General features: G+C 58.6%; 7 protein-coding genes. All 7 read left to right on the top strand.

The genetic code is table 11. The annotated features are described in order from the left end of the window. The first annotated feature begins 398 nt into the window (after positions 1-398). The 7 genes from BLU75_RS27315 (at position 399) to eno (ending at position 11575) form a co-directional block, all read left to right on the top strand. Positions 399-1115, top strand: a complete 717-nt coding sequence (locus tag BLU75_RS27315; RefSeq protein ID WP_130909267.1) for a hypothetical protein — start codon at positions 399-401, stop codon at positions 1113-1115. Positions 1116-1283: 168 nt separating this feature from the next. Further along, a complete protein-coding gene (dnaE, locus tag BLU75_RS16755) occupies positions 1284-4805 on the top strand; it encodes a DNA polymerase III subunit alpha (RefSeq protein ID WP_084377156.1) in 3522 nt (1173 codons plus the stop codon). A gap of 139 nt (positions 4806-4944) precedes the next feature. Next, entirely contained in the window at positions 4945-5892 is a 948-nt protein-coding gene (locus BLU75_RS16750; protein ID WP_084377154.1) for an acetyl-CoA carboxylase carboxyltransferase subunit alpha, read from the top strand. Between the two features lie 160 nt (positions 5893-6052). Beyond that, positions 6053-7372: a tRNA lysidine(34) synthetase TilS gene (tilS, locus tag BLU75_RS16745; protein WP_084377152.1), complete on the top strand. Its 1320-nt coding sequence runs from the start codon at positions 6053-6055 to the stop codon at positions 7370-7372. 273 nt (positions 7373-7645) lie between these two features. Then, positions 7646-9277 (top strand): CTP synthase, encoded by a 1632-nt coding sequence (locus tag BLU75_RS16740; protein WP_034126838.1) that lies wholly within the window; start codon positions 7646-7648, stop codon positions 9275-9277. A 5-nt stretch (positions 9278-9282) separates the two neighbouring features. Further along, a complete protein-coding gene (gene kdsA, locus BLU75_RS16735; RefSeq protein ID WP_084377150.1) occupies positions 9283-10128 on the top strand; it encodes a 3-deoxy-8-phosphooctulonate synthase in 846 nt (281 codons plus the stop codon). A gap of 157 nt (positions 10129-10285) precedes the next feature. Further along, positions 10286-11575, top strand: coding sequence for a phosphopyruvate hydratase (gene eno, locus BLU75_RS16730; RefSeq protein WP_084377148.1), 1290 nt, complete (start codon positions 10286-10288; stop codon positions 11573-11575). The last annotated feature ends 137 nt before the right edge of the window (positions 11576-11712 follow it).

Raw genomic sequence — 11712 nt, 5'->3', positions numbered from 1 at the left:
TGGTCCTTGGCGGGGAGCCAATGGACGTAACCAGTCGCTGCTCACGCAAGGAATTCACTACCTGATTAAGCATTCCCCGTCGGCGCTACCTTGTACGTGCCGCATCCAGCGCACCTGCAGATTGGTTATAAGTCTCACGTAAATTATCAGGAAACAAACTAGAGAACTGTCAGTCTTCACAGGTGCGCAAAAGGTCAGCGTTTCGTAGTGTTTATAGGCCTGGAAGAAAGTTTAATGATTTCTTGAGCACCCCTTAAAAAGTCAATGGTGTCGCTTGAGTTTGAACTAATAGGCAACTGATCGGGGGGCGAATTATGCTGTGCCTATCGGGTCGAACTTGGTCTCATCGCTGTTTGCGGCGAACCACTCACCATTGTGATTTTTAAAGGAAGATTGCTATGAAAACAGCTAAAGAAAAAACCGGCGCAAAATCCCGCACCGCAGGTGAGCCCGCCAAAGTTACTATTGGAGCCCACGAACCACTAGTCGTAGGAATAAGCACTGATTTTGAGCGTGCTTCAGCGGCAGGGGTGTTTGATGAAAATGGCTGGGACGTTCCCGGTGCCACAGTGAGCTGGACCGTCTCAACAAGCGATTCGGCGTACCCCGCTACAGTTAGAGAGTCAGGTCCTTTAACTTGTATTGTCTCTGGCAGCGGAGGTCCAGCCGAGGGGCATGTGTACACGGTAAGGTTGACGGCAACTTCCTCGACTCATCCCCATCTTTCCGGCCAGGGCGAGTATGAAGTTAAGACCCTGGATATTGGGGGGCCTGATCCGGAAATAAAAATAGAGCCAGCGTCACCTCCGCACGGCAGCACATACAACATGTATGACAGTTTGACATTAAAAGTGAAGGTGACTGGAATTCCTGCCGAAGAAGGCTCGGATTATCAAGTTAAATATACATCGAGTACGGGCCCCTCCTATGGGACTGGAACTGTTTTCCCCGACTATCCGGTCAGTACGACAGCAAACCCGCGCCAGCCGGGGGAGGTAACAGTCGGGGCGGTTCTGATGCGAAACGGAAGCGAGGTTACGCGGACGAATATCACCTATACCGTCGTAGGGGAGCCAAAAGACTCCTCAGCGACGCCTAAAAAACAACAAAAGTAGGAGCGCTGATTTGAGTGGCTGGCCAGCAATCGCCGGCCGATTGCACCCCTGTGACTGCTGTCGCAGAGGTGGCCTGAATCAGACAACCTCCCAGATGCTGCTGATGTTTTAGCCAAGGCCCGGTACAATCCGGGCCTTGTTGTTTTCATGACTTAACGCAGGATCTTTATGCCGGCTTCATTCGTTCATCTACGCCTGCACACTGAATACTCCCTGGTCGACGGCCTGGTACGGATCAAACCGCTGGTCAAAACCCTGGCGGGCATGAACATGCCCGCCGTGGCGGTGACTGATCAGAACAACATGTGTTCGCTGGTCAAGTTCTACAAAAACGCGATGGGCGCCGGGATCAAGCCGATCTGCGGCGCCGATCTGTGGCTGTCCAACAAAGACCCGGATAACGCTCTGAGCCGCATCAGCCTGTTGGCGATGAGTGGCGTCGGTTATCGCAACCTGACTGAACTGATTTCCCGTGGCTTTATCGAGGGCCAGCGCAACGGCTCGATCATTATCGAGCGTGAGTGGGTGGCCGAAGCCAGCGAAGGGCTGATCATGCTGTCGGCGGCGAAAGAGGGCGAGATCGGCATCGCACTGCTGAGTGGCAATCCGCAGGAGGCCGAAGTACTGGCCCGTGAGTGGATGGACGTTTTCCCCGACCGCTTCTATCTGGAAGTCCAGCGCACCAATCGCCCCAACGATGAAGAGCATCTGCACGCGGCGGTGGCCCTGGCGCAAAAGCTCGGTGCGCCGCTGGTAGCGACCAACGACGTGCGTTTCATCAAGAAGGAAGACTTCGAAGCCCACGAAACCCGCGTGTGCATCGGCGAAGGACGCGCGCTGGACGATCCGCGCCGCTCGAAAAACTACAGCGAAGAGCAGTACCTGAAAAGCGCCGAGGAAATGGCCGAGCTGTTCAGCGACCTGCCCGAGGCGCTGGAAAACTCCGTCGAAATCGCCAAGCGCTGCAATATTGAAGTGAAGCTGGGCAAACACTTTTTGCCCAACTTCCCGATTCCCGATGGCATGACCATCGATGAATATTTCCGCAAGGTGTCCTTTGATGGCCTGGAAGAGCGCCTGGCGGTTCTTTTGCCCCAAGACACCACCGAAGACTATGAGGCTAAGCGCCAGGTGTATGTCGATCGGTTGAATTTCGAGCTGGATATCATCATCCAGATGGGGTTCCCCGGCTACTTCCTGATCGTGATGGACTTCATCCAGTGGGCCAAGAGCAACGGCGTACCGGTAGGGCCGGGCCGGGGCTCAGGTGCGGGCTCGCTGGTGGCCTATGTGCAGAAGATTACCGACCTCGATCCGCTGGAATATGATCTGCTGTTCGAGCGGTTCCTGAACCCGGAACGGGTCTCGATGCCCGACTTCGACGTCGACTTCTGCATGGACGGTCGCGACCGCGTGATCGAATACGTGGCCGAGAAATACGGTCGCAATGCCGTGAGCCAGATCATTACCTTCGGTTCCATGGCGGCCAAGGCAGTTATCCGTGACGTGGCGCGGGTGCAGGGCAAGTCTTACGGCCTGGCTGATCGTCTGTCGAAGATGATCCCCTTCGAAGTCGGCATGACCCTGGAGAAAGCCTACGAGCAAGAAGAAATCCTGCGCGATTTCATCAAGGTCGATGAAGAGGCCGCCGAAATCTGGGACATGGCCCGCAAGCTTGAAGGCGTGGTGCGTAACGTCGGCAAACACGCCGGTGGCGTGGTGATCGCGCCGACCAAGCTGACCGACTTTTCGCCGATCTATTGCGATGAGGAAGGCGACGGCCTGGTGACTCAGTTCGACAAGGATGATGTGGAGGCGGCCGGCCTGGTGAAGTTCGACTTCCTCGGCCTGCGTACCTTGACCATCATCGATTGGGCCCTCAAGACCATCAATCGTGATCGCGCCAAGGTCGGCGAAGAACCGCTGGATATCGCGTTTATCCCGCTGGACGACAAGCCGACCTACAGCCTGCTGCAAAAAGCCGAAACCACCGCGGTGTTCCAGCTCGAATCCCGTGGCATGAAAGAGCTGATCAAAAAGCTCAAGCCCGACTGTCTGGAAGACTTGATCGCACTGGTGGCGCTGTTCCGTCCGGGCCCGCTGCAATCGGGCATGGTGGACGACTTCATCAACCGTAAGCACGGGCGTGCCGAACTCGCCTACCCGCACTCCGACTACCAGTACGAAGGCCTCAAGCCAGTATTGGCGCCGACCTACGGCATCATTCTGTATCAGGAACAGGTGATGCAGATCGCTCAGGTGATGGCCGGCTACACCCTGGGTGGCGCGGACATGCTGCGTCGGGCCATGGGTAAGAAAAAGCCCGAGGAAATGGCCAAGCAACGCGGTGGTTTCATTGAAGGTTGCGCCACCAACAATATCGACGCCGACCTCGCCGGCAACATTTTCGACCTGGTGGAAAAATTCGCCGGTTATGGCTTCAACAAATCTCACTCCGCCGCGTACGGCCTGGTGTCGTACCAGACCGCCTGGCTCAAGGCCCACTACCCGGCGCCGTTCATGGCGGCGGTGCTCTCGGCCGATATGCACAACACCGACAAGGTCGTGACCTTGATCGAAGAAGTGCGGACCATGAAGTTGCGCCTCGACGCACCGGACGTGAACGCCTCCGAATTCAAGTTCACGGTCAACGATGAAGGCCGCATCATTTATGGCCTGGGCGCCATCAAAGGCGTGGGCGAAGGCCCGGTGGAAGCGATTACCGAGGCGCGTCAGGACGGCCCGTTCAAGGATCTGTTCGACTTCTGCGCGCGGGTTGACCTCAAACGCATCAACAAACGGACCCTCGACGGCTTGATCCGCAGCGGCGCACTCGATCGTCTTGGCCCGTACTTCCATGACGAGCCGAAAGCCTACCAAGCTAATATCGACCGTAACCGTGCGGTGTTGCTCACGGCGATGGAAGAGGCGATCAAGGCCGCCGAACAAACCGCCCGCACCCACGACAGCGGCCACGCCGACCTGTTTGGCGGGTTGTTCGTCGAAGCCGACGCGGACGTCTACGCCAATCACCGCAAGGCCAAGGAGCTGACCCTCAAGGAACGCCTCAAGGGCGAGAAGGACACCCTGGGCCTGTACCTCACCGGTCACCCGATTGACGAATACGAAGGCGAAATCCGCCGCTTCGCCCGCCAGCGCATCATCGACCTGAAACCGGCGCGCGATACCCAGACCGTTGCCGGGATGATCATTGCGCTGCGGGTGATGAAAAACAAAAAGGGCGACAAGATGGGCTTTATCACCCTCGACGACCGCTCTGGTCGGATCGAAGCGTCGCTGTTTGCCGATGCCTTCCATTCCGCCCAGTCACTGCTGCAGACCGATGCGATGGTGGTGGTGGAAGGGGAGGTCAGCAATGATGATTTTTCCGGTGGGCTACGCCTGCGCATCAAGCGCGTGATGAGCATGGAAGATGCGCGCACCAACCTGGCGGAAAGCCTGCGCTTGAAGTTGCGCAGTGAAGCGCTCAAGGGCGATCAGCTACGCTGGTTGGGCGACCTGCTCAAGCGCCATCGCGGTGCGTGCCCGGTGACCATGGAGTATACCGGCGCGGACGCGAAGGCGATGTTGCAGTTCGGCGAGACATGGCGTATCGACCCGGCGGATGGCTTGATTCAGGCATTGCGTGACCAGTTCGGGCGTGACAACGTCTTCCTCCAATACCGTTGACGGTCAGGGCTGGGTTTTTACCCCTGACCTCGACTCGACATTTAATCTCGACCTTGACGCGCCTCTCCCTTAAGGTAGGGCGCGAATAGACAACCGGCTGGCCAGGCACTCCTTGGCCGTCGACCCAAGACGGACGCTTATGAACCCGAATTTTCTTGATTTCGAACAGCCGATCGCTGACCTGCAAGCCAAGATCGAAGAACTGCGCCTGGTCGGCAATGACAATTCGCTGAACATCAGCGATGAAATCTCCCGCCTGCAAGACAAGAGCAAGTCGCTTACCGAAGACATCTTCGGCAAGCTGACCAGCTGGCAGATCGCGCGCCTGGCCCGCCATCCACGTCGTCCGTACACGCTGGACTACATCGATCACATCTTCACCGAGTTCGATGAATTGCACGGCGACCGTCACTTCTCCGACGATGCCGCGATTGTCGGCGGTATCGCGCGCCTGGACGACCAGCCGGTAATGGTCATCGGTCACCAGAAAGGCCGCGAAGTGCGCGAGAAAGTACGGCGCAACTTCGGCATGCCCCGTCCCGAAGGCTACCGCAAGGCTTGCCGACTGATGGAAATGGCCGAACGTTTCAAAATGCCGATCCTGACCTTCATCGACACGCCGGGCGCCTATCCGGGCATCGACGCCGAAGAGCGTAACCAGAGCGAGGCGATTGCCTGGAACCTGCGGGTCATGGCGCGCCTGAAGACGCCGATCATCGCCACCGTGATTGGTGAAGGCGGTTCCGGCGGCGCCTTGGCGATTGGCGTCTGCGACCAGCTGAATATGCTGCAATATTCGACCTACGCGGTGATCTCGCCGGAAGGTTGTGCCTCGATCCTGTGGAAGACCGCCGAAAAGGCGCCGGATGCAGCCGAAGCCATGGGCATCACCGCCGATCGCCTGAAAGGCCTGGGGATCGTTGATAAAGTCATCGCCGAACCGTTGGGCGGCGCACACCGCGACCCGGCTGCTGCGTCTGCGAATATCCGTGCCGAACTCAGCGCGCAATTGGCGATGCTCAAGGACTTCGACAATGAAGCCCTGTTGGCTCGTCGTTACGAACGTCTGATGAGCTACGGTCTGTAAGGCTACGCAGGACTAAATGTGGGAGCGGGCGTGCTCGCGAATGCAGGGTGTCAGTCACTGAAAAGGTTGACTGATACGCCGCATTCGCGAGCAAGCCCGCTCCCACATTTGCTTTGTGTATGCTGAGTCATCGCATTCCCGATAGATGGCGGTACTTTCTATGAAGCCTTCCTTAGCCGCCAAACTCTTGCAAGTTCTGTCACCCTGGCGCAATGCTCCCGCCTGGCATATCGCTTTCTCTGGTGGCCTTGATTCCAGCGTCCTGCTGCACCTCCTTGCCACCTTGGCCCGTATCGAAACCCTCCCGCCGCTCAGCGCCGTGCATGTCCATCATGGCCTGCAAACTGCCGCCGACGCCTGGCCAGACCATTGCCAATCGGTTTGCGACAGCCTGGGCGTGCCCTTGCGAATTGTGCGTGTGCAGGTGCAACCCGGCGCGAGCCTTGAGCGTGCCGCCCGCGATGCGCGTTATCGGGCATTTGCCGACGGCACCGGGGCTGGGGAGATCCTGTTGACTGGCCAGCACCGTGACGATCAAGCGGAAACGCTGTTGTTTCGCCTGTTGCGGGGCGCGGGTGTGCGAGGACTGGCGGCGATGCCTGGGGCTCGTCCGCTGGCGGCAGGCTATCTGGTGCGGCCGTTGCTGGATGTGTCGCCCGCTGAGTTGCAAGCCTATGCCCATGATCACCGGCTGGCCTGGATCGAAGATCCTTCCAATGCCGACCTGCGCTTTTCCCGCAATTACCTGCGCCACCAGGTATTCCCGCGACTGACCGAGCGCTGGCCTCAAGCCGCTACTCGTCTCGCGCGCACCGCGGAACATCTGAGCGAAGCTCAGGGCTTGCTTGATGAGTTGGCGAATATCGACCTGCACATCGCCCGTCAGCCATCGGGGTTTCCCTGGCTGGCGTTGCCATCGTTGGCACTTGAACCACTCAGCGGGCTCTCTGAAGCTCGGCAGCGCAACGCAATGCGCCATTGGTTGTCAGCGCTGACTCGCCTGCCCGACAGCGAGCATTGGGCCGGTTGGGTCAGCCTGCGGGACGCCAAGCCTGACGCACAACCCTTGTGGTCCCTGGCTGACGGTCAACTGCAGCGGTGCGCTGAGCGGATTTGGTGGTTGCCGGCGACGTGGTCGGACTTTTCCGGCGCGTCACTGGACTGGTCGCATCCGCAAAACCCACTACAGTTACCCTGCAACGGGCATGTGTACTTTAAAGGGCAGGCGCCGAAGGGGGCTTTGAGCATCCGTTACCGTCAGGGCGGGGAAGTCATGGCGGTGCCGGGACGCGGCCGTCGCGACCTCAAGCGTTTGCTGAATGAGAGCGGCGTACCGGGTTTCGTCCGTGGCAGATTGCCGCTGTTGTACCGGGACCAGCAATTACTGGCGGTGCCCAACGTACCGGGGCTGGCGACAAGTGCCCAAGGCGATTGGGAATTACATTGGATGCCGCTAACCTGCGATCAAGGTTTGAGCTGATAGCGCCTTTCCGGTAGACTACGCTCCCTTCTTGATACAACTTCTGTGGATTCACCTGAATCGCAGCAGTTGCCGATTACCAAGCAGTCTTTGCTGGGCGATTCCAAAAAATGTGTAGCGATCAACGTACCGGTGTTCCATTGCTGGTCTGTCACAACGCGGCGGTTTTTTTGAAAGGTGCACTGTGATTAATGCAGGTGATCGGGGGCTTCGGCCTTCCTTCGCTTTCCCCGGCGGCTCGGACCGCTTTAACGCAGACTTCTAGGGTTTTTCATGACGCGCTACATATTCGTCACGGGCGGTGTTGTTTCTTCATTGGGGAAAGGCATTGCCTCCGCTTCATTGGCGGCCATCCTGGAGGCGCGGGGACTTAAGGTCACCATGCTCAAGCTGGACCCATACATCAACGTTGACCCGGGCACCATGAGCCCGTTCCAGCACGGTGAAGTGTTCGTCACCCACGACGGCGCCGAGACCGACCTGGACCTGGGCCACTACGAGCGGTTCATCCGCACGACCATGACCCAGAACAACAACTTCACCACCGGCCGTGTCTACGAGCACGTGCTGCGCAAAGAGCGCCGTGGTGACTACCTGGGTGCAACCATCCAGGTGATCCCGCACATCACCGACGAAATCAAGCGCCGCATCATCAAGGGCGCAGGCGATGCCGACGTGGCAATGGTCGAGATTGGTGGCACCGTGGGTGACATCGAATCCCAACCGTTCCTCGAAGCCATCCGCCAGTTGCGTTTCGAAGTCGGCGCCAAGCGCGCGATGCTGATGCACCTCACGTTGGTGCCGTACATCGCCACCGCCGGCGAAACCAAAACCAAGCCTACCCAGCACTCGGTCAAGGAACTGCGTTCCATCGGCTTGCAGCCGGACGTGCTGGTCTGCCGCTCCGATCACCCGATCGATATTTCTTCGCGTCGCAAGATCGCGCAGTTCACCAATGTTGAAGAGCGTGCGGTGATTGCCCTGGAAGACGCCGACACCATCTACAAGATCCCGGGCATTCTGCATTCGCAAGGCCTGGATGATTTTGTGGTCGAGCGTTTTGGCCTGCAATGCGGCGGTGCGGACTTGTCCGAGTGGGAAGCCGTGGTCGATGCCAAGCTCAACCCAGAGCACGAAGTCACCATCGCCATGGTCGGCAAGTACATGGAGCTGCTGGATGCGTACAAGTCGCTGATCGAAGCGATGAGCCACGCCGGCATCAGCAACCGTACCAAGGTCAACCTGCGCTATATCGATTCCGAAGATATCGAGAACCAGGGCACTGCGCTGCTCGAAGGCGTTGACGCGATCCTCGTTCCAGGCGGTTTCGGCCTGCGTGGCGTGGAAGGCAAGATCACTGCCGTGCAGTACGCTCGTGAGAACAAGGTGCCATACCTGGGTATCTGCCTGGGCATGCAAGTGGCGGTTATCGAGTTCGCCCGTAACGTGCTGGGCTGGAAAGACGCCAACTCCACCGAGTTCGATCACACCAGCGGCCACCCGGTCGTCGGCTTGATCACCGAATGGGAAGACGCCACCGGCGCCGTTGAAACCCGTACCGAAACCTCCGACCTGGGTGGCACCATGCGCCTTGGCGCGCAGGATTGCCTGCTGGAAGCTGGCTCCCTGGTACACGACTGCTATGGCAAGGACGTGATCGTCGAGCGTCACCGTCACCGCTACGAAGTGAACAACAACCTGCTGCCGCAGATCAAAGAAGCCGGCCTGAAAATCTCCGGCCGCTCCGGTGATGGCAAACTGGTTGAAGTGGTCGAGGCCCCGGATCACCCGTGGTTCGTGGCCTGCCAGTTCCACCCTGAGTTCACCTCGACTCCACGTGACGGTCACCCGTTGTTCAGCGGTTTCGTCAAGGCTGCACTGACGCAACACCAGAAGAAGGCGTAAACCTGATGGCCCAGAAGATCATTCGCGTCGGCGACATCGAGATTGCCAACGACAAGCCCATGGTGCTGTTCGGCGGCATGAACGTACTGGAAAGCCGCGACATGGCGATGCAGGTCTGTGAAGAGTACGTGCGCGTTACCCAGAAACTGGGGATCCCGTACGTATTCAAGGCCAGTTTCGACAAGGCCAACCGTTCGTCCGTGACCTCCTACCGTGGCCCGGGCCTTGAAGAAGGCATGCGGATCTTCCAGGACATCAAACAAGCCTTCGGCGTGCCGATCATCACCGACGTCCACGAGCCTGAGCAGGCTGCGGTGGTCGCCGAGGTGTGCGACATCATCCAGCTGCCGGCCTTCCTGTCGCGCCAGACCGACCTGGTGGTCGCGATGGCCAAGACTGGCGCGGTGATCAACATCAAGAAAGCCCAGTTCCTCGCACCCCAGGAAATGAAACATATCCTGAGCAAGTGCGTGGAAGCGGGTAACGACCAGTTGATCCTCTGCGAGCGCGGCTCGAGCTTTGGCTACAACAACCTTGTAGTGGACATGCTCGGCTTCGGCATCATGAAGCAGTTCGAATACCCGGTGTTTTTCGATGTGACCCACGCGCTGCAAATGCCCGGTGGTCGTTCGGACTCCGCCGGCGGGCGCCGTGCCCAGGTCACGGATCTGGCCAAGGCAGGCATGAGCCAGTCGTTGGCTGGCCTGTTCCTGGAAGCTCACCCGGACCCGGACAATGCCAAATGCGACGGTCCATGCGCGCTGCGCCTGGATAAACTGGAGCCATTCCTGGCCCAGCTCAAGCAGTTGGACCAACTGGTCAAGAGTTTTCCGACGGTAGAGACCGCATAACTGCCGTTTCTCCGGTAAACTTTCCCACGCTTTACGCTCAGGCCCACGGGCCTGGGCCTTGTCCCCTGCAAGCCTGCCCCGTTGTTCCACCCTTGCGGTCGGTCAAAAGATTCCCTTCAGCTGCGTCGTTTTCGTCAACTTTGGAGTGTTTACAACAATGGCAAAAATCGTCGACATCAAAGGTCGTGAAGTTCTCGACTCCCGTGGCAACCCCACCGTCGAAGCCGACGTGCTTCTCGACAACGGCATCATCGGCAGCGCCTGCGCGCCGTCGGGTGCTTCCACCGGTTCCCGTGAAGCACTGGAACTGCGTGATGGCGACAAGAGCCGTTACCTGGGCAAGGGCGTGCTCAAGGCTGTAGCCAACATCAACGGGCCGATTCGTGACCTGTTGCTGGGCAAGGACCCGCTGGACCAGAAAGCCCTGGACCAGGCGATGATCAAGCTCGACGGTACCGAAAACAAAGGCAGCCTGGGCGCCAACGCCATCCTCGCCGTGTCCCTGGCTGCCGCCAAGGCTGCTGCGCAGGATCAGGACTTGCCGCTGTACGCGCACATTGCCAACCTGAACGGCACTCCAGGTGTCTACTCGATGCCGGTCCCGATGATGAACATCATCAACGGTGGCGAGCACGCGGATAACAACGTCGACATCCAGGAATTCATGGTGCAGCCGGTTGGCGCCAAGTCCTTCTCCGAAGGCCTGCGCATGGGTACCGAAATCTTCCATCACTTGAAAGCTGTGCTGAAGGCCCGCGGCCTGAGCACTGCGGTCGGTGACGAAGGTGGTTTCGCGCCGAACCTGGCGTCCAACGAAGATGCGCTGAAAGTGATCTCCGAAGCCGTGGCCAACGCCGGTTACACGCTGGGCAGCGACGTGACCCTGGCCCTGGACTGCGCGGCCAGCGAATTCTACGAAGATGGCAAGTACAACCTGTCCGGCGAAGGCCAGGTGTTCAACGCCGAAGGTTTTGCTGATTACCTGAAAGGCTTGAGCGAACGCTACCCGATCATCTCCATTGAGGATGGCCTGGACGAGTCCGACTGGGATGGCTGGAAGATCCTCACCGACAAGATCGGCGAGAAAGTCCAGTTGGTGGGCGACGACCTGTTCGTGACCAATACCAAGATCCTGAAAGAAGGCATCGACAAGAAGATCGCCAACTCGATCCTGATCAAGTTCAACCAGATCGGCACTCTGACCGAAACCCTGGAAGCCATTCAGATGGCCAAGGCCGCAGGTTACACCGCCGTGATCTCCCACCGCTCCGGCGAAACCGAAGACTCGACCATTGCCGATCTGGCCGTGGGCACTTCGGCGGGACAAATCAAGACCGGCTCCCTGTGCCGTTCCGATCGCGTTTCCAAGTACAACCAATTGCTGCGTATCGAAGAGCAATTGGGTGCTAAAGCCAAGTACAACGGTCGCGGCGAGTTTCGCGGCTGAGTCGTTAGTGGTAAAAAGACAACAGGTCATGTGTGGAAAAAAGACGCTAGGCGGTGAATTTTCCCACTAATCTGATGCCTATCAAGCACAAGCCTGGTTCTTCCAGGCTTCGTGCTATCAGTTGTTTCAAAAGTTTT

Origin of the sequence: Pseudomonas mucidolens (assembly GCF_900106045.1) — a bacterium.
Taxonomy (GTDB): Bacteria; Pseudomonadota; Gammaproteobacteria; order Pseudomonadales; family Pseudomonadaceae; genus Aquipseudomonas; species Aquipseudomonas mucidolens.
Note: the sequence above shows the minus strand (reverse complement) of the source record. Positions and strands in the feature narration are given on the sequence as shown.